General features: G+C 60.2%; 22 protein-coding genes. 19 read left to right on the forward strand and 3 right to left on the reverse strand.

Annotated elements, in window-relative coordinates; genetic code table 11:
* Positions 1-24: 24 nt before the first annotated feature.
* The 19 genes from AB731_RS01355 (at position 25) to AB731_RS01445 (ending at position 14,603) form a co-directional block, all read left to right on the forward strand.
* Positions 25-510 (forward strand): hypothetical protein, encoded by a 486-nt coding sequence (locus AB731_RS01355; RefSeq protein WP_047093174.1) that lies wholly within the window; start codon positions 25-27, stop codon positions 508-510.
* Positions 497-1,828, forward strand: a complete 1,332-nt coding sequence (locus AB731_RS01360) for a DNA-packaging protein (RefSeq protein ID WP_052768908.1) — start codon at positions 497-499, stop codon at positions 1,826-1,828. The genes AB731_RS01355 and AB731_RS01360 overlap by 14 nt, the downstream gene beginning before the upstream one ends.
* A gap of 23 nt (positions 1,829-1,851) precedes the next feature.
* Positions 1,852-3,009, forward strand: a complete 1,158-nt coding sequence (locus AB731_RS01365; RefSeq protein WP_047092733.1) for a phage portal protein — start codon at positions 1,852-1,854, stop codon at positions 3,007-3,009.
* A complete protein-coding gene (locus tag AB731_RS01370; protein WP_047092732.1) occupies positions 3,006-3,314 on the forward strand; it encodes a DUF6127 family protein in 309 nt (102 codons plus the stop codon). The genes AB731_RS01365 and AB731_RS01370 overlap by 4 nt, the downstream gene beginning before the upstream one ends.
* Positions 3,311-3,700, forward strand: coding sequence for an HK97 family phage prohead protease (locus AB731_RS01375; RefSeq protein ID WP_047092731.1), 390 nt, complete (start codon positions 3,311-3,313; stop codon positions 3,698-3,700). The genes AB731_RS01370 and AB731_RS01375 overlap by 4 nt, the downstream gene beginning before the upstream one ends.
* 126 nt (positions 3,701-3,826) lie before the next feature.
* On the forward strand, positions 3,827-4,987 hold the full coding sequence (locus AB731_RS01380; protein ID WP_047092730.1) for a phage major capsid protein: 1,161 nt from the start codon (positions 3,827-3,829) through the stop codon (positions 4,985-4,987).
* A 151-nt stretch (positions 4,988-5,138) separates the two neighbouring features.
* The gene (locus AB731_RS01385; RefSeq protein WP_047092729.1) at positions 5,139-5,687 is read left to right on the forward strand and encodes a head-tail connector protein; all 549 of its coding nucleotides are present in this window, start codon (positions 5,139-5,141) and stop codon (positions 5,685-5,687) included.
* Positions 5,684-5,854, forward strand: coding sequence for a hypothetical protein (locus AB731_RS01390; protein ID WP_156167324.1), 171 nt, complete (start codon positions 5,684-5,686; stop codon positions 5,852-5,854). The genes AB731_RS01385 and AB731_RS01390 overlap by 4 nt, the downstream gene beginning before the upstream one ends.
* Positions 5,855-5,856: 2 nt before the next feature.
* The gene (locus AB731_RS01395) at positions 5,857-6,267 is read left to right on the forward strand and encodes a DUF3168 domain-containing protein (RefSeq protein ID WP_047092727.1); all 411 of its coding nucleotides are present in this window, start codon (positions 5,857-5,859) and stop codon (positions 6,265-6,267) included.
* A gap of 3 nt (positions 6,268-6,270) precedes the next feature.
* Positions 6,271-6,678, forward strand: coding sequence for a phage major tail protein, TP901-1 family (locus tag AB731_RS01400; RefSeq protein ID WP_047092726.1), 408 nt, complete (start codon positions 6,271-6,273; stop codon positions 6,676-6,678).
* Positions 6,675-7,022 carry a gene transfer agent family protein gene (locus AB731_RS01405; protein ID WP_047092725.1) on the forward strand — a complete coding sequence of 116 codons (348 nt, stop codon included), beginning with the start codon at positions 6,675-6,677 and terminating at the stop codon, positions 7,020-7,022. The genes AB731_RS01400 and AB731_RS01405 overlap by 4 nt, the downstream gene beginning before the upstream one ends.
* Complete coding sequence (locus tag AB731_RS01410) at positions 7,019-7,219, forward strand: phage tail assembly chaperone (RefSeq protein ID WP_047092724.1); 201 nt, start codon at positions 7,019-7,021, stop codon at positions 7,217-7,219. The genes AB731_RS01405 and AB731_RS01410 overlap by 4 nt, the downstream gene beginning before the upstream one ends.
* Positions 7,209-7,796: a phage tail tape measure family protein gene (locus AB731_RS01415; protein ID WP_047093172.1), complete on the forward strand. Its 588-nt coding sequence runs from the start codon at positions 7,209-7,211 to the stop codon at positions 7,794-7,796. Before AB731_RS01410 ends, AB731_RS01415 begins: the two co-directional genes overlap by 11 nt.
* A 12-nt stretch (positions 7,797-7,808) precedes the next feature.
* Positions 7,809-10,127 (forward strand): DUF2460 domain-containing protein, encoded by a 2,319-nt coding sequence (locus AB731_RS01420; RefSeq protein ID WP_047092723.1) that lies wholly within the window; start codon positions 7,809-7,811, stop codon positions 10,125-10,127.
* Positions 10,124-10,945 (forward strand): DUF2163 domain-containing protein, encoded by an 822-nt coding sequence (locus tag AB731_RS01425; protein WP_047092722.1) that lies wholly within the window; start codon positions 10,124-10,126, stop codon positions 10,943-10,945. The genes AB731_RS01420 and AB731_RS01425 overlap by 4 nt, the downstream gene beginning before the upstream one ends.
* The gene (locus tag AB731_RS01430; protein ID WP_047092721.1) at positions 10,942-11,346 is read left to right on the forward strand and encodes an NlpC/P60 family protein; all 405 of its coding nucleotides are present in this window, start codon (positions 10,942-10,944) and stop codon (positions 11,344-11,346) included. Before AB731_RS01425 ends, AB731_RS01430 begins: the two co-directional genes overlap by 4 nt.
* Before the next feature lie 15 nt (positions 11,347-11,361).
* A complete protein-coding gene (locus AB731_RS01435; RefSeq protein ID WP_047092720.1) occupies positions 11,362-13,545 on the forward strand; it encodes a phage tail protein in 2,184 nt (727 codons plus the stop codon).
* Between the two features lie 8 nt (positions 13,546-13,553).
* Positions 13,554-14,012, forward strand: a complete 459-nt coding sequence (locus AB731_RS01440; protein WP_047092719.1) for a DUF2793 domain-containing protein — start codon at positions 13,554-13,556, stop codon at positions 14,010-14,012.
* 57 nt (positions 14,013-14,069) lie between these two features.
* Positions 14,070-14,603, forward strand: coding sequence for a superoxide dismutase family protein (locus AB731_RS01445; RefSeq protein ID WP_047092718.1), 534 nt, complete (start codon positions 14,070-14,072; stop codon positions 14,601-14,603).
* A gap of 3 nt (positions 14,604-14,606) precedes the next feature.
* On the opposite strand, the gene queC is transcribed toward AB731_RS01445, so the two are convergent.
* The 3 genes from queC to hslO form a co-directional block, all read right to left on the reverse strand.
* Positions 14,607-15,302, reverse strand: a complete 696-nt coding sequence (gene queC / locus AB731_RS01450; RefSeq protein ID WP_047092717.1) for a 7-cyano-7-deazaguanine synthase QueC — start codon at positions 15,300-15,302, stop codon at positions 14,607-14,609.
* A gap of 50 nt (positions 15,303-15,352) precedes the next feature.
* Entirely contained in the window at positions 15,353-15,754 is a 402-nt protein-coding gene (locus AB731_RS01455; protein WP_047093171.1) for a DUF3617 domain-containing protein, read from the reverse strand.
* Positions 15,755-15,865: 111 nt separating this feature from the next.
* Positions 15,866-16,762, reverse strand: coding sequence for an Hsp33 family molecular chaperone HslO (gene hslO, locus AB731_RS01460; protein WP_047092716.1), 897 nt, complete (start codon positions 16,760-16,762; stop codon positions 15,866-15,868).
* Positions 16,763-16,798: the final 36 nt, after the last annotated feature.

Here is a 16,798-nt window from a genome sequence, read left to right on the forward strand (position 1 = left end):
CCGCGCCAAACGAAACGGGATCGAATGCCAAAACGAACCAAGCGAACCAAATTGCGCCCGGAGCAGAAAGCAACAGAGAGAGGCCTCACTCGCCACTGGCGCGGGCTGTTTCTGGAAACTCTCGCCGAAACATCGAATGTCAGCGAAGCGGCCAGAGTGTCTGGAGCAAGTCCCTCCCGCGCATACAAGCTGCGCCGCGAGAACACCGAATTCCGCAAGAATTGGGGTGCAGCGCTATTGGAAGGATACGAACATCTGGAAATGGAGACGCTTGAACGCTTGCGCTTCGGCACCAGCCCTGACGACAGGAAATTCGACATACCCAATGCCCTTCGGCTGCTCACCGTACACCGCGAATCCGCAGCGAAGGAAAAGGCACGGCGCGGTAAGCGGGATAAGGACGCCGTTCTCGCAAGCCTAAACGCCAAACTGGACCGGATGCGAGAGCGTAAAGCGGCCACTCAGTTGCTGTTGACCCATGAAGGCAAGGTACACGATGACCGCGATTGAGCGTAGGGAGGCCCTGCTCAGCCTGGACACACGGGAGAGCATGGATTTCCTCGGCGAACTGTCGGGGGCCGAACGCGAGCGGCTGCAGGCCTACTGGCCATTGTGGGCGCGGCGCGAGCAAATGCCGCCGCCCGGTGAATGGCGCATCTGGCTGATCTGCGCTGGACGCGGCTTTGGCAAGACACGGGCAGGCGCAGAATGGGTCCGCCATATCGCAGAGGAGAATGAGGAAGCCCATATCGCCCTGGTTGCTCGCAGCGTGGGCGAAGCGCGTTCGGTGATGGTCGAGGGAGAGAGCGGGTTGCTCGCCTGCCATGATGAGGAGGACCGCCCGATTTTCGAACCATCGCTGCGGCGATTGAGCTGGCCAAGCGGCGCCCAGGCCACCTTGTATTCAGCAGGCGAACCGGAATCCCTCCGCGGCCCTCAGCATAGTCATGCATGGTGTGACGAAATTGCCAAGTGGGACAACGCATCGGAGCGGGCGATGATGGCTTGGGACAACCTTCAGCTCGGCCTGAGATTGGGAGAGCGTCCGCGAATTCTCGCAACGACAACCCCGCGGGCGGTGCCGATCATGCAGCGCCTGATGGGCGACCCGTCCGACCCGGATATCGCGGTGCTGAGAGGTAGCACCTATGACAATGCGGAAAACCTTCCGCAGGACTTTGTTCGCGCGATGCAGCGGCAATACGGCCAGACTGCGCTGGGGCGGCAGGAATTGGATGGGGAACTGCTGACCGACGTGGAAGGCGCGCTGTGGACTCGCTCCATGATAGAGCGGTGCCGCGTACCGGCTACGCTGGAGGATCATGTTCGCATCGTGGTGGCAGTCGATCCGCCGGCCTCTGCGCGCGGGGATGAATGCGGCATCGTGGTCGCTGGCGTTACAGCAGAGGGGCAGGCGCATGTGCTGGACGATGCATCCTTCGCCCGCGCCAGCCCGGAGCAATGGGCGCGCAAAGTGTCGGCTGTGTGCGAGACATGGAAAGCAGACCGCGTGGTCGCCGAAGCCAACCAGGGCGGCGATATGGTGGCCAGCGTGCTGCGCGCCGCCGACTGCCAGATGCCGATCAAGCTGGTCCACGCAAGCCGCGGCAAGTCAGCCCGCGCAGAGCCGGTCGCCGCTTTGTATGAGACGGGCCGCGTGGCGCATGTCGGCCAGTTTGCAAAGCTGGAGGACCAGCTTTGCGGGATCATGGCCGGCGGCTCGTACGAAGGGCCGGGACGCTCGCCTGACAGGGCGGATGCGCTGGTGTGGGCGCTGACGGAATTGATGTTGGGCAGGCAGGCAAAGCCCGCTGTCCGCCAGATTTAAGAGACAATAGCAAAGGAAACAGCATGTCCTTCATCGACACGCTCCGCACCGCCTTTAAGGGCGGTGGCGGGGAACGTGTGCCTTTGGCGCGCACATTTCAGTCCCCCTGGGGATGGTCATTCGAAAACGGCGGCGCGCGGGCTCCGTTCGAATATCGCACCGCCGTCCGCCATGCCTTTCTCGACAATCCCGTGGCGCAGCGTGCGGTGCGGATTGTGGCGGAGGGCGTGGGCAGCGCGCCGCTGAACGATGCTGATCCGCAGGCGCTGTCCCTGGTCCGCGCGACAAGCGCCGGGCAATCGCTATTGGAAACGCTCGCCGCGCATCTGCTGCTGCATGGCAATGGCTTTGTGCAGATTGCGCGTGACGGCGCTGGCAAGCCGGTGGAGCTTTTTGCCCTGCGGCCAGAACGTGTCTCGGTGGTGCCAGGCGATGATGGCTGGCCGCGCGCCTATCGGTACAAGCTGGGTGATCGCACGCTCGAAATTCCGGTGGAGGATGAGGATGGCTGGCCGTGCCTGATCCATCTGAAAGCCTTCCACCCGGTAGACGATCATTACGGCGCAGGCTGCCTTTCAGCGGCGGAGCAAGCGGTGGGCATTCACAATGCTGCGGCTGGCTGGAACCGTGCGCTGCTGGAAAACGCGGCGCGGCCTTCGGGGGCGCTTGTCTATGATGGCGGCGCAGACGCGGCGGGCCTTACCACTGATCAGTTCGACCGGCTGAAGGCAGAGCTGTCGCAGGCCTATCAGGGCGGCGCCAATGCCGGGCGGCCCATGCTGCTGGAAGGCGGGCTGAAATGGCAGAGCCTCTCGCTCTCCCCCGCAGACATGGACTTTGCCGAGCTGAAGGCGGCAGCGGCGCGGGACATCGCGCTGGCATTTGGTGTGCCGCCGATGCTGCTCGGCCTGCCGGGTGACAACACCTACGCCAATTACCGGGAGGCTAACCGCGCCCTGTGGCGGCTCACGCTGTTGCCGCTCGCCACCAAGATCCTGTCGGGTCTGGAGGAGGGCCTCGGGCCGTGGTTCCCCGATCTCGACCTGACCATCGATCTCGACCGTATTCCGGCGCTTTCCGAAGACCGGGAGCGCCTGTGGAAGCAGGTGAGCGAGGCTGATTTCCTCGAGCCGGAAGAGAAACGCGCGATGCTCGGCATCAAAGAAGGAGGCTTGAAATGAACCGTGACACTATGCTGACTGCGCTGATGGCGCAGGCGCAGGGCGGCGGGGCCGATTTGGTTACCCTGCGCGCCATCGTGGAGGAATCGAGCGAAGTGGGTGCGCGCCGCGTGCTCGACCGGCTCGGCCTGGCGGATGACAATGCGCAGGGCGATCTGGACGAACTGCGCGATCTGCTCGGCGCATGGCGGGTGGCAAAGACCAGTGCGTGGAAGGCGGCGGTGGACTGGTTCGTCCGCATTGTCGGCGCCTTGCTGCTGATCGGCATTGCAGTGCGCCTTGGCGTGCCGGGAATGCTGCGTTGAAGATCGCCGGTTACGCAGCCCTGTTCGACATTGCTGACGGAGCAAAGGATACCATCCGCCCTGGCGCCTTTGCGCGGTCTCTCAGCGAGCGCAGCCATCCTTTACCGCTATTTTGGCAGCACCGGCCCGAACAACAGATCGGCTCCGTCGAACTGGTGGAGGAAGACACGCGCGGTCTGCGCGTCATTGCCAGGATCGACAATCCGCAGAGCCGAGCGGCCAGCGCCCTGCTTTCCAAATCCGTGAACGGGCTCAGCTTCGGCTACCGGGCGCGCGCATTCAGGCGCAGCCCGCAAGGCCGTGTGCTCGAAGATATCGACCTGTTTGAAATCAGCCTCGTCACGCACCCGCTCCAGCACGGGGCGCGGGTGCACTTCGTCTCTTAGCCTCAATCGCCAGCGGAGCCATTCGGCCGCTTGGCTATCCTCGCTCCGGGCGCGCCTTCGCGCTTGCGGACGCTGCGCATCCGAATGTCACGTCAAAAATCATCCCCCAAGAAAGGCAATACCCCTATGGAAGTTCAAATCCCCACCACCACAACCGTAACCAGCGATACGATGGCTGGCAGCTTTGATATCGTCGCCCGCCAGGATGCAGCTGACGAAAAGATCACCGTCCTGCGGTCCGATGTCGATGAAGTGAAGGCCCGCCTCGAAAAGGTTGGCCGTGCAGCTGCCCGTCCGGCCATTGCTGGCGCTGCAACGGTTGAACCAAGCGCCGAGGTCAAAGGCTTCGTCGATGGCTATCTGCGCCGTGGCCGCGAAACCGAGATCAAGTCCATTTCCGGCGCGGTGCCGCAGGATGGCGGCTATGCCGTCCCTCGCGAAATCGACGTTATGATCGCCAGCGAACTGAAGGAAATCTCTCCGATCCGCAGTTTGGCTCAGGTCGTGCAGGTTGGCAGCGCAGGGTACCGCAAGCTTATCACCACCGGCGGGACATCGTCGGGCTGGGTTGGCGAGACCGCTGGACGGCCCGAAACCGACACGCCGGAATTTGCCGAAATCGCCCCGCCATCAGGTGAACTTTATGCCAATCCGGCAGCAAGCCAGTCCATGCTGGATGACGCCGCCTTCGACCTTGAAGGCTGGCTGGCGAGCGAAGTCGCGATGGAATTTGCACGCGCAGAAGGCGCTGCCTTTGTCGGCGGCAATGGCGTGGATCAGCCGCTCGGCTTCCTGTCTTCGCCAACTTCGCTGGCCGGTGATGCTGTGCGGCCGTTCGGCTCACTGCAATACATCGGTTCTGGCGATGCCGACGGCTTTGATGCCAATCCGGAAAGCCGCCTGATCGATCTGGTTCACACGATGAAGGCCGGTCATCGCCAGGGCGCAAGCTGGGTCATGAATTCATCCACCCTGTCCGACGTGCGCAAGCTCAAGACCAGCGATGGCGCGTTCCTGTGGCAGCCGGGCATGGTCGAAGGCCAGCCGGATCGCCTGCTTGGTTATCCGGTAATCGAAGCTGAGGATATGCCGGATGTGGCAGCGGGCGCGTTCCCGATTGCATTCGGCAATTTCAAGGCGGGCTACATCATCGCCGAACGCAGCGCGACGCAGATTCTGCGCGATCCCTTCACCAACAAGCCCTTCGTGCACTTCTACGCCACGAAGCGCGTTGGAGGCCAGGTGCTCGACAGTTCTGCGATCAAACTGATGAAGATCGAGATGTAATCACCTTTGCGCTCACGCATCCGCGTGAGCGCCACTGGTGCCGTTCCCTCCGCTTCACTGCGGGGCACCTGCGGGCGGCCGGTTGGCCTTGCGGTCAGCTGCGCCGCCCGAATGGGACCATTTTACTGGGTTCCCACGAGAGGGCAGCTTCATGAGACGAAAATTGATTTCCTCCCCGACGCTTTCGGTCGAGGCCCTCGACGAGCTAAAACAATGGCTCGCGATTACCACTACCCGCGATGATGCGGCGCTTACTGCGCTGCTGCGTTCATCTCTCGACACATGCGAGGGGTTCACTCGGCAAATCCCGCTGTCAACCTCATGCGAAGAAGTGCTGCCTGCCACACGTGGTTGGCATGATATTGCCACCACACCAGTGCAAGCCATCACATCGCTTGTGTCCATCGGTTCAGATGGCACCCGGACCGATGTCGATCCGGGACATTATCTGTTTGATATCACGGCTGATGGCTGCGGACGGATCAATCTGCTCGCACCGCCGGCTGAAAACCGGGTGGCTGTGCGTTTTACGGCAGGGCTGGCATCCGATTGGAATACCCTTCCCGAAGGGCTGCGCCACGGCATGATCCGGTTGGCATCATACGCTTACCGTGAACGCAATGAAGGCAGCACAAGCCGTTCTCCGCCAGCTGCCATTGCCGCGCTTTGGCAACCATGGCGGCGGATGCGGATCGCATGATCAAGGCAAAGACGAACATCCGTGGCAGCTTTGCCGTGCGCCTTGCCTACCGTGCCCGCCTCCTCGCCGCGGCGGGTGCGGAATCCCGAGTTCGCAGTCACCAGAAAGAAGGCTCCCGCTGGCGCAACGCCCGGCTGCTCTGGCCGCTTTTCAGCAGGGATAATTGACTATGGAAACACAGTTACGAACCGCGCTGATCGCGTGGCTTGCGGCAGATCCGGCGCTGTCCGCTACGCTCAACGATATCACCGAAGAAGCTCCTTCACGCAGCGCGCCGCCCTGGCTTGGCATATCGGCCAGCGCCAGCGCGGACTGGAGCACAAAGCAACAAAGAGGGCGCGAAGTGCGCATCGCATTCGAACTGCACACACGCGGCGAGGAGGCGGCCGAAACCGCATTGCTGGTCACATCCATTGAGGAACGGATCGAGCTGCTGCCGCGAATGCAGGAAAGCTTCCACATAGTGACCACACAGTTCCTTCGCGCCCGGGCAGAGCAGCGCCAGCCCAATCGCCGCGCTGTCCTGCTCGAATACCGTTTCCGCCTGTTCGAAACACGATTCCTACCAACGGAGAACTGATCCATGACAGCCCAGAAAGGCTCTGCCTTCCTTCTTAAAATCGGGGATGGCGCACAGCCTCCCACCTATCAAACCGTCGCGGGCTTAAGAACCACGCAAATGTCGATCAATGGCGATGCCGTCGTCGTCACGCACAAGGAATCGGGCGGTTGGCGCGATCTGCTTTCGGGAGCTGGAGTGCGCTCTGTTTCGGTCAGTGCTGCAGGCATTTTCCTTGCCAGCGATGCCGAAAATTCCATCCGCGCCCATGCACTCGCAGGCACGATCGAAGAATATGAACTGTCATTCGAAGACGGTGAACGTCTGCGCGGGCGCTTCCTTGTGCAACGCCTCGATTACGCAGGCGATTTCAACGGGGAGCGCAATTACACCATGCAGCTTGAAAGCTCTGGCGCAGTGGTGCCTGCATGAACAGCGTTCAAGCAGTTGCAGGCGGTAGCGCCAAGAACAATGCCAACATCCAGCGCGGTGAAGCTGCCTTCGCGGTTGCCGGAAGCCCGCGCATTCTTCGCCCGACTTTTGCCGCCATGGTTGCTGCCGAAGAGGAACTTGGACCGCTGTTTGCGCTCGTGGAGCGGGCAAGTGAAGGTCAGCTTCGCCTTTGCGAGATCACATCATTGTTCTGGCATTGCCTGACAGAACCCGGCGCGATCACTCGTGAAGATGTGGGCGAAGCAGTCATGCAAGCAGGCCTTGCTGCCGCAAGTGCGCCCCTGCGGACGCTGCTCGCGCAAATCCTTCAGGGCCGTGCATGAGCGAAAGCTTTGCTGCCGGGGCGCGCCGCCTTGCGGGAATTGCGGGGCGATTGCTGAACTGGCCGCCAGACTGGTTCTGGGATGCAACCCCAGCCGAACTGGCTGCGATCCTGTGCGCCGAAGACCAGGATACGGACAGCGGAATGAGCCGCCAGACACTTGAACAGATGATGGAGAATGAGCGCGATGGACGATGAAATCGAAACACTGATGATTGAAGTCCGGGCCAGCACCAGCGGGTTCCGTTCGGATATCGAAACGATGCGCAGCGCCATGGATACGACACTTGTCGACGGATTCGAAAAGGCAGGCAACGTTTTGGAACGCAGCCTTCTGTCGGCCATCCGGCGCGGGAAGCTTGGCTTTGACGAACTTAAATCCATCGCACTCAGCACGATGAACGAGGTTGCAGCCCAGGCCATCCAATCCGGCATTGGCAGCTTGTTCGGCGGCTCTTCGCCAGTCGGCGGCGGCACCAGCATCGGGTCTCTGCTGAACGGTCTTTTCGGTTCCCTGATGGGTCTGCCGGGACGCGCCACCGGCGGGCCGGTATCGCCTGGCTCTGCCTATCTTGTCGGCGAGCGCGGCCCGGAAGTTTTCGTTCCCACCAGCGCCGGCCGGGTCGAAAACGGGATGGGCGGCAATGGCGGCCGCCGCGATGTGCATGTGGCGATCAACCTGGCCGCACCACGCGGAACGGAGGGACCAATCATGCTGCGGCGTTCGTCACGTCAAGTGGCAAGCGCCGTTGCCCGCGCAATGCGTGAAGGCTGAGGAGGCTGGACGATGGCATATTGGCTAGCGAAAGCCCGTGAAGGGCAGGACACCGATACAATCCAGCGTTTTGACCCGCGCTTCTGGACGGTCGACTTCCCGCGCCCGATGATCGCAAGTGTCATCACAACCGGTCCCGCAGCGCTGCGGGTGGACTGTGAATTTCACAACCACGATGCTCTTGCCGGATTGATCTGGGAGAGCGAAGACCGCTTCGACCACCCGTTGCTCAGTTACGATACGAATCGTAATTACGGGAACACTACGGTAACATTCCTTTGGCGGTCTTCGGGCGTACTTCCACTGGATGCCGTGCACGGGCCAACGCTGACAATCGAAGGCCGCGATGCGGCGGGCACGGCCCGCACTTGGTACGTCCGTCTGTGGAACTATGCCGCCGGCGACCCCGACGATGCACGGATCACCTTGCGGTTTTCGGAACTGCGCGAAGGCTGGACGGCAGAAGGCGCGCCGGTGCCCATGGGTGACATAGACCGGCTGTTCATTTCGCTGGCGCCCACTGATTACGATCCGGCCAACGCAGACCTTTTGCCATCGCGCCAGGATGGCTGGGTGGAGTTGACAGAAATTGCCTGTGACGGTGAATTTGCAATGCTGACGATTGGCGATGCAGTGCTGCCCCCGCATGGCATCGGCATTTCGACTGCCTATGACGACAGCTACAACCAGACGCCTGCTCGCATGCTGCGAAATGCGCTGCATCTGGGGTATCGCGGCACGCTGGTGCATTATGTCGGAATGAGCCATTTCTTCAGGCTGGCAGCTGATGCAAACGGCAAGCTTATTGCCGATCCTGACACATTGCTTTGTACGCCATGCGTAAAATGGCACGAGGCCTTTTTCGCAGGCTGCGTGGCGCTGCGAATGCAGCCAATAATCTCGCTATCGTTCGAACTGTTCAATGCGCATTGCCCTGAAAGCTGGAAGCAGCGCGACTGGAATGGCAATCCTGCACTGACCGGGTGGGAGCCGCCTTCGACCTTGCTTTCTCCCGTAGTGAACGATGCGGTCAGTTATCTCGAAGACGTCGCTCAGGCGTTCACGGAAATACAGCTGGCAAGCGGGCTGGAGGCCCAGTTTCAGGTTGGGGAGCCGTGGTGGTGGGTCAACCCCGATGGCCTACCGTGCATTTATGATAGTGAAGCACGGGCAGCCTATGGCGACCCACCGGAAATTTCCGATCTCTCGGTCAACTATGTTTCTCGGGAACGTGACTTCCTCGATTGGTGTGCGTTGCAATTGGCAACAGCAGTGCAGCGCATGGCAAGCCGCGCCAAGTTGACCGCGCAAGGTGAAGCCAAAACGCATGTGCTGCTGTTCACACCCACACTGCTCGACCCGAAGCGACCAGCAATCGCCGCAATGAATCTCGATGCGAGCCTTTCGTGGGACGCTTTCGACGTGCTGCAGGTCGAGGATTACGACTGGCTTACAGACGGTGCCGAAGCGTTGCGAAGAGCCGCCTATACAGAACTGGACAATCGCTTCGGTTACCCGCTCGCCGCACAGCATTATCTTGGCGGCTTCGTATTGGATCCGGAAGATGCCAACACATTCTGGGCCCGGATCGACGCGGGGATTGATGAAGCATTGGCCCGCGGCGTGGATCGCGCCTTTGTCTGGGCGCTGCCGCAAATCACCCGTGACGGATATGTCCGCCTGCCTTTCGAGGAGAAAGAAATGCAAGCCTTCGATGATGTGCTTTACCCGCTGAACCTGGGCCGGGACACCGGTGTAAGTCCAGAGTTCTCAACCTCCATTTCGCTCACAGCTTCTGGCCACGAACGGCGCAACAGCCAGTGGAGCGACGCTCGTCTGAATTTCGATGTGGGGCCAGGCATTCGCTCTGAAGCGGAACTGGGCGTGCTGCTGGAATTCTTTCGAGCCCGCAGGGGGCCAGCACGGGGCTTTCGCCTTTCCGATCCCTTCGATTACAGCTCCAACGGCCTGACCGGCACGCCGATGATGACCGACCAGATCATTGGCATTGGCGACGGACTTGCCGCCACCTTCCGGTTGGCCAAATCCTATGGCGGAGGCGTTGATCCTCAGCGCCGCTTCATAACTCGCCCACGTGGCCAAACAATCTTGATCAGCATCGACGGCGCCGCGACGAATGATTGGACATTGGTTGATGGCGGGAAAATCATATTCACAATGGCGCCTGCACAAAACGCCGAAATTCGCGCCGGCTTCCTCTTCGATGTTCCGGTTCGCTTTGCCGAAGATCGTCTCGATATTTCCAGAACCACATTTGCTGCAGGCGAAGCGCCTTCAGTACCGCTGATCGAATTGCGTGAGGAAATATGAGCCATATTTTCTTCGCCCGCGAACTTGAAGGCGTAGTGACATGGTGGAGCATCAAGCGGCGCGACGGCGTGTCACTGGGTTTTACCAGCCATAACCAAAACCTTGCATTTGGCGACATGATCTATCGCGCTGCACCGGGCATGATCCCATCCGCCATACGCCGCACTGCCAGTCTTGAGCGCGATGCAGTCGAGGTTGAAGGCGTTCTTTCCCACAACTCCATCTCGCAAAAAGATCTGGAGGCTGGCCGCTTTGCTGACGCGCGTGTGGCCATTGGCCTGGTGGATTGGGAGACTCTGGAACACGCCACGCTTTTCCACGGCACTCTTGGCAGCGTATCGCAAGAAGACGGGGCCTTTTCCGCCGAACTGCGATCAGCCAAGGCGCGTCTGGAAATCGACCTCGTGCCGCGCACCAGCCCGACGTGCCGCGCCAGTTTCTGTGACTACCAATGCGGAGCAAATGCCGCGCGCTTTACTCATCTGTGCCCGGTCATCTCAGTCGATCTGGAACGGAACAGCGTCAGCTTTGCAGGTGCGCCCCATGCTGCAGACATGCGCGATGGTCAGGTCAAATGGCTTGATGGTGCGCTTGCCGGTGTGACAATGCAGGTGATCGATGCTGATGCGGCAGGTGTCGTGCTGGACAAACCGCTTTCGGTGGAGGTACTTCCAGGCCAACTCGCTTACCTGCGCGAAGGATGCGACCACACCATTTCTACCTGTAACACGCGTTTTGGCAATGCCGTGAATTTTCGGGGGGAGCCGCATTTACCCGGCAACGATCTGCTCGCCCGGTATCCGACCAGTTCAGGATGACCCGGGAATCTCATGAGCTTGCAATAGCGGCGCGCGCTTTGGTGGGGTGCCGCTTTCGTCTGCGCGGGCGCAACCCTGTGACAGGAATAGACTGCGTGGGACTGGTCATTTGCGCACTTGCGGCAATTGGACGCACGCCGCCGCGCACGCCGCATTACACCTTGCGCAATATCGAAGCTGGCCCCCTCTTGGAATTGGTTCCCAAAGCGGGTTTTCGCAAGACCTGTGGAGGACTGGAAACGGGTGATCTTGTGATCCTGAAACCGTCTCCTGGCCAATACCATCTCGCTATCGCAGAAACTGGCGCACGTTTGATCCACGCCCATGCAGGGCTGGGCCGTGTCGTCGTTACTCCCGCGCCTGCTCCACTTCTGAACGCAGAGCACTGGCGCCTCTTCTGAATTGAAAGGCCTTTCATGGCTACTTTGATACTCTCTGCGGCGGGCACGGCAATCGCCGGGCCCATCGGAGGCTCCATTGGTTCGCTGATTGGCAGCCAAATCGATGCCTCACTGTTCGGCCCGCCCGACCGCGAAGGCCCGCGCCTGTCCGAGTTGAAGGTCACAACCTCAAGCTATGGCGCACCGATATCGCGCCATTTTGGAAGGATGCGGGCTGCCGGGACAATCATCTGGGCGACTGATCTCAAGGAAAACAAAGAGAAAACCAGCGGAGGCAAAGGAAGTCCTTCTACGACAACCTTCAGCTATTCTTCATCCTTCGCCGTAGCTTTGGCCAGCCGCCCTATTGCAAGCCTTGGACGGATTTGGGCCGATGGCAATCTGCTGCGCGGGGCAGCAGGCGACCTGAAAGTTGGCGGCCAGATGCGTCTCTACACCGGCAGGGGCGATCAGCAGCCCGATCCGCTGATCGCCAGTGCCGAAGGAAACGAAGCGCCGGGCTTTCGCGGCTTTGCCTATTGTGTGTTTGAAGAACTGCAACTCGCCGATTTCGGCAACCGCATTCCGGCTCTTACTTTTGAAGTAGTGGCCGACAATGGCGATGTCAGCCTGACCGAGCTCGTGGTGCCGGCGGCGGCCGATGTGACAATCGGCAGAGCGCTACCCGCGCTTGAAGGATATTCTGACGATGGAGGCTCTCTGGTCGAAATATTGGCGTCCATTGATCGTCTGTATCCGCTCGCCAGCAATGCCGGAAACGATCGCCTTGTGCTTGGCGATGGCGATCCTTCTGGCGCACCGATTGCGACCTTACCCGAAGCGATTGTCGACGGGCAGGGAGACAGTTTTGGCGGTGCCAGCGGCAAGGCGCAGCGCACGCGTGCAGATGAAACAAATATCCCAGCGGGCCTGCGATACTATGATGTCGGACGCGATTTTCAGGCGGGATTGCAGCGGGCGGGAGGACGTGCAAGTCCTGGCCGCAACCGCATTATCGAGTTTCCCGGAGCGTTGCAGGCCGCGAACGCCAAGTCGCTTGCAGATAATGCGGCTGCACGCGCCAGATGGTCGCAGGACCGGCTCGCGTATCGTATCGCCCAGATTGATCCCCTAATTGCTCCGGGCGATGTCGTGGCACTGCCGGGCAAACCAGGCAAGTGGCGCATCGAGGCGTGGGAATGGCGCGAAAACGGACTTGAACTGGAATTGATGCGCTTGCCGCAACGCAAGGGCATCCCGAGCCCGACAGCAGCGGGCAGATCGCTTACCCAGCCTGACAATATCGCCACGCCGACGTTGCTGGAAGCGTTCGAACTGCCGTGGGATGGAGTTGGTGTATCTGATCAGCGGCAGGTTTACGTCGCAGCTTCGTCTTCCTCTTCCGGTTGGACAGGGGCGGCGCTGTATGCCGAAAGCGGCGGCAGCCTCTCGCCTATCGGCGTGACAGGAACGCAGCGAAGCGTGATCGGCACCACATTACAGCCTCTGCCTGCCATGCCTGCTGTGCTAATCGATCGTCACTCCCGTTTGGTCGTCGGACTTGGATCAGTCGATCAGATGTTAGAAAGCCGCAGCATCGAAGATCTTGCGCAAGGTGCGAACAGGGCACTTGTCGGCCACGAGATCATCCAGTTCGGCGATGCCACGCATCTTGGCGACAGCAATTGGCAGCTATCTACCTTGATCAGAGGCAGAGGCGGGAGCGAGCACGAGGCGATGCTTGGTTCTCCTGCGGGATCGCGCTTTGTGCTGCTTGATGACGCGCCTCTGGTATTCAACAACGCACAATTGGGGCAAGCTGCTGCAATTGCGGCGATCGGCATCGCAGATGCAGACCCGGTCACTTCCGAGATTGCCGGAAGCGGCACTGCCTTACGCCCGCTTACGCCCGTCCATCCCGGCATAGCAAGGCAATCGGACGGCTCGCTCTTGCTGAGTTGGACCCGCCGCTCTCGCGGGGCGTGGACTTGGGCTGGCACCGTCGAGGTGCCGCTCAATGAACAGACAGAAGCTTATGAAGTGGGCCTCGGCGATGCCGATGCACCGGCCCTTTCGTGGCAAACATCTTCGCCAAGTCTGGCGTTTGACCCCGCAACCATGAGCCGACTGCAAAGCGCGCACTCAGGAGCCGTAATTTGGGTGCGCCAGATTGGCACTTTCGCTCGCTCCCACCCACTTTTCTTGACGATAATTTCCTAAGGAACGCCATGACAGATCCGATCAGTTTCACTTCCGCTACACCGCGTTTTGGCCTGCCCAACCTTTTCGTGGCGCAGGCGCAGAAGGAGTTCACCGTGAACGAGGCGCTCGCGCGGCTCGATGGTCTGCTGCATCCAGCCATCGTAGCTGAAGCCGATGTTCCTCCCGCAGCGCCAGATGAAGGGCAGGCCTGGCTTGTAGGCGCGCAGCCCATAGGCGACTGGGCCGATCATCCTGGCGCGATCGCTTTATGGCAGGCGCAAAATTGGCTCTTTGTCGAACCGACCCCCGGAATGTCGGTCTATGACCTGGCCGCGGCTTGCGTAGCCCGGTACGATGGCATCTGGCAGAGAGCCGCCACGATTGCGGAACCTGCTGGCGGTCCAATCGAAGACATCCAAGCGCGCACAGCCATCAACCAACTTATCACAGCATTGGTGGGCGCGGGCATTCTGCCTGCCGTTTGAGGGACCTTTTCGCGTTTTGTGCGGTTAAACTGCATGAATAGAAGAAGGATTGCCCTCATGCCCCATCGTTTGATCGCCGCTGCTGCTCCGATTGCCCTGTTGGCATTGGCTGGTTGCCAGACCGCCTATGAAAGCGCCGCCACGCCAATTGGATCTGCCGCAATCCTCGATCGTCAAGGAACGCAGGTCGGCGTGGCGCGCATGTACTCCCTAGGCGGCGAAATAACCCTTAACGCCAGCTTTAGCGGGCTTCCTGAAGGCACCAAGGCTGTGCATCTGCACACTTCGGGCGATTGCAGCGCTAGCGATTTCACCTCTGCCGGAGGGCATCTCAACCCCGGCGGCAACCAACACGGGACGCGCAACCCGCAAGGCGCACATTTGGGCGATCTGCCCAACGTCTCAATTGCGCCTGACGGATCAGGTACAATGAGCGCGATCTTGCGCGGCACGCTGAACTCCGTCGGAAGTGATATTTTCGACTCTGACGGCACCGCAATCGTGGTGCACGAAAGTGAGGACGATTATCGCACTGACCCAACCGGCGCTGCCGGGGGCCGGATTGCCTGCGGCGTCTTTGCGCAGAACTGACGTTCAATCATCAGTATCGGCCGCATAAGGCGTGGAATCTGCAACACGCGCCTCGGCAAAACCTTTGCGCCGAAGGCGGCAGCTATCGCACAGGCCGCATGCGATCCCTTGCGGACTGGGATCGTAGCAGGACCAACTCCACGCAGGATCAAGCGAGAGCCTGATGCATTCCCGCGCGATATCACCCTTGGTCATGTGCTGTAACGGGGCATGGATCTGGAACGGAACGCCTTCTACCCCCTGCTTCGTCCCCAGGCGTGCGGTTTCGGCGAAGCTGGCAATGAATTCTGGCCGGCAATCAGGATAACCTGAGTAATCCAGTGCGTTAACCCCGATAAACAGATCACTGGAACCCGAACTTTCCGCAAATGCTGTCGTCAGCGCCAGAAACAACAAGTTTCGAGCGGGAACGTAAGTGACGGGGATATCATCTGCCACGCCGGTCTTGGGTACGTCGATGTCGGCCGTAAGCGCAGAGCCACCGAATTCGCGCAGATCAAGCGGCAGTGTGACATGGCGTTCGACGCCCAGCTTCTTTGCAATGCTGGAAGCAGACTTGAGCTCACGCACATGGCGCTGACCGTAATCGATCGTGAGGGCATGCAACCTGAACCCGCTTTCACGCGCGATGGCCGCGGTCACCATGGAATCGAGTCCGCCCGAAAGCAGAACAGTCGCTATTTTTCCTGATTCTGACATGGCGCTTCGCTAGTCGCGTCGCTCGCCAGCGGCAAGTGCGCGCTTGGGCGTCAGCAATTCCCGACGCGCCGGGCCTCGCCTTCGAGCGAGAACGGCGAGCCGCCCTGAATGCCCTGACTGCGGACTTGAATAAGCGAATTGCTCTCTTTTCGGATAGTCGTGCGGCCATATCCATTGCCGCGGCAAGTATATTGCACGGTCACCTGGGTGGGGCCGTCCTGAACAACAAATTGTTCGCAACCCGGTTGCCGGTGGCGCAATTGGATAAACTCGCGGCCCGTGCGCACACAAATGCGCTGGCTGGCATCGCCGCCCCGCATCTCCAGCGCCCAGCTCCCGCGAGCGAGGCTATCCAGCATAGTTAGTTCGGCGTTTTGTGCATTCGCAGGCAGGACTGCAAACGCAGCCGCCAAGGCGCCTCCGGCAATCTTTGCTGCAGTTGCTACACGCATCGAACTCATCCTTATCTTGTACGTTTTCGCTTTTAACACATCACACATGAACGGCGAGTTGACCTTTTTCTACGATGAGCCGTTAAATGTCGACAGTGCCGAAACTGGCAATCAGTCCTGAATTTCGAACTGTTTCGAACAAAACGCACAATCGACGACAATTATCCCGTCGCCATTTTCCATGTCTCGCCGGTCAGCTTTGGGAAACCGCGCCAAAACCTCTTCAAAGTGCTCGACAGTGCAGCGGCACCCCTTGCCGATCTTCGCACCTGGCGAAACCCGCACTTCGCGTTCTTCATGATACAGACGCCAGACCAAATCTTCCAGTGACAGATTGCGATCTGCCAACTCCTCGTGTCGCAAGCTGTCAGCCATGATGGAAACATGTTCCCACTCTGGATGATCGAGCTGGGCATGCAATCGTTCGCGCCCTTCTTCGCCGTCTGGCAAGTGCTGGACCAGAAGGCCCGAAGCCAGCACAGCATCCGGTCCTGCTCTTATAGCCGTCCTGATCCGTGTCGGCACCTGCTCGCTCTGAGCGAAGTAGCTTTCGACAGCAGCAGACAGAGATTCGCCTTCCAGCGGCACAATCCCCTGATACCGTTTGCCCGTACTAGCAATATCGAAGGTGATGGCCAGGTGGCCCTTGCCGAACAACGTAGCGAGCGAGGCGCTGGCGCCGTGCGCATTATCGCTTTCAGCATCGTGCTCGACATAACCGCGCAACTCCCCATTGCGGTAGTCGCACACCAGCAGATTGGCGAGGCCGCCTTCGCTTTGTGCCTGCAAGGTAAGCTGGTCACCCTCTTCTTTCAGCAATCCGCCCATCAGTACGGTCAGCACCAATGCCTCTGACAAGCAGTGTGTGAGAGCAGTCGGGTAATCGTGCGCACCGAGGATTTCTTCAAGCACTGGGCCCAAACGAACAACTCTCCCACGACAATCGCGCTCGGGAATTGTGAAGGACAGCAGTTGGTCGGTGAAAGTCTGGCTAAGTGTGGTGCTCATGTCCGTGAATATGGGAAGCGCGCGCCGCTTTGAAAG

The sequence above is a fragment of the Aurantiacibacter marinus genome (assembly GCF_001021555.1).
GTDB classification, from domain to species: Bacteria; Pseudomonadota; Alphaproteobacteria; order Sphingomonadales; family Sphingomonadaceae; genus Alteraurantiacibacter; species Alteraurantiacibacter marinus.

Coding starts and splice junctions, on each gene's coding strand:
- AB731_RS01355 (WP_047093174.1), top strand. CDS start 25: ATGCCAAAACGAACCAAGCGAACCAAATTGCGCCCGGAGCAGAAAGCA.
- AB731_RS01360 (WP_052768908.1), top strand. CDS start 497: ATGACCGCGATTGAGCGTAGGGAGGCCCTGCTCAGCCTGGACACACGG.
- AB731_RS01365 (WP_047092733.1), top strand. CDS start 1,852: ATGTCCTTCATCGACACGCTCCGCACCGCCTTTAAGGGCGGTGGCGGG.
- AB731_RS01370 (WP_047092732.1), top strand. CDS start 3,006: ATGAACCGTGACACTATGCTGACTGCGCTGATGGCGCAGGCGCAGGGC.
- AB731_RS01380 (WP_047092730.1), top strand. CDS start 3,827: ATGGAAGTTCAAATCCCCACCACCACAACCGTAACCAGCGATACGATG.
- AB731_RS01385 (WP_047092729.1), top strand. CDS start 5,139: ATGAGACGAAAATTGATTTCCTCCCCGACGCTTTCGGTCGAGGCCCTC.
- AB731_RS01390 (WP_156167324.1), top strand. CDS start 5,684: ATGATCAAGGCAAAGACGAACATCCGTGGCAGCTTTGCCGTGCGCCTT.
- AB731_RS01395 (WP_047092727.1), top strand. CDS start 5,857: ATGGAAACACAGTTACGAACCGCGCTGATCGCGTGGCTTGCGGCAGAT.
- AB731_RS01400 (WP_047092726.1), top strand. CDS start 6,271: ATGACAGCCCAGAAAGGCTCTGCCTTCCTTCTTAAAATCGGGGATGGC.
- AB731_RS01405 (WP_047092725.1), top strand. CDS start 6,675: ATGAACAGCGTTCAAGCAGTTGCAGGCGGTAGCGCCAAGAACAATGCC.
- AB731_RS01410 (WP_047092724.1), top strand. CDS start 7,019: ATGAGCGAAAGCTTTGCTGCCGGGGCGCGCCGCCTTGCGGGAATTGCG.
- AB731_RS01415 (WP_047093172.1), top strand. CDS start 7,209: ATGGACGATGAAATCGAAACACTGATGATTGAAGTCCGGGCCAGCACC.
- AB731_RS01420 (WP_047092723.1), top strand. CDS start 7,809: ATGGCATATTGGCTAGCGAAAGCCCGTGAAGGGCAGGACACCGATACA.
- AB731_RS01425 (WP_047092722.1), top strand. CDS start 10,124: ATGAGCCATATTTTCTTCGCCCGCGAACTTGAAGGCGTAGTGACATGG.
- AB731_RS01430 (WP_047092721.1), top strand. CDS start 10,942: ATGACCCGGGAATCTCATGAGCTTGCAATAGCGGCGCGCGCTTTGGTG.
- AB731_RS01435 (WP_047092720.1), top strand. CDS start 11,362: ATGGCTACTTTGATACTCTCTGCGGCGGGCACGGCAATCGCCGGGCCC.
- AB731_RS01440 (WP_047092719.1), top strand. CDS start 13,554: ATGACAGATCCGATCAGTTTCACTTCCGCTACACCGCGTTTTGGCCTG.
- AB731_RS01445 (WP_047092718.1), top strand. CDS start 14,070: ATGCCCCATCGTTTGATCGCCGCTGCTGCTCCGATTGCCCTGTTGGCA.
- queC (WP_047092717.1), bottom strand. CDS start 15,302: ATGTCAGAATCAGGAAAAATAGCGACTGTTCTGCTTTCGGGCGGACTC.
- AB731_RS01455 (WP_047093171.1), bottom strand. CDS start 15,754: ATGCGTGTAGCAACTGCAGCAAAGATTGCCGGAGGCGCCTTGGCGGCT.
- hslO (WP_047092716.1), bottom strand. CDS start 16,762: ATGAGCACCACACTTAGCCAGACTTTCACCGACCAACTGCTGTCCTTC.